The 281-nt window shown below is 32.4% G+C and carries 1 protein-coding gene; it reads left to right on the forward strand.

The genetic code is table 11. The annotated features are described in order from the left end of the window. Window positions 1–106: 106 nt before the first annotated feature. A partial coding sequence (gene tnpA / locus HMPREF2576_RS01550) for an IS200/IS605 family transposase (protein ID WP_002456626.1) occupies window positions 107–281 on the forward strand: 175 nt, incomplete at its 3' end.

Below are 281 nucleotides of genomic sequence, written 5' to 3' on the forward strand. Positions count from 1 at the left end.
GTATGGTTCAGAAAAGGTTTTACCGTTATCTAAAAAAACATCTCATCATGCTAGAATATATATTGGTCAGCCAACCAAAATATTCAACACGAGGAGATGCTTTTTTATGTCATCTGACACAAACAGTTTAGCACATACAAAATGGAATTGTAAGTATCACATAGTCTTTGCACCAAAATATAGAAGACAAGTGATATACGGAAAAATCAAAAGAGATATTGGAGTTATTTTACGTCAACTATGTGAAAGAAAAGGCGTAGAAATAATAGAAGCAGAAGCAT

The organism is Staphylococcus sp. HMSC063F05 (assembly GCF_001837075.1).
Classification (GTDB): Bacteria; Bacillota; Bacilli; order Staphylococcales; family Staphylococcaceae; genus Staphylococcus; species Staphylococcus epidermidis.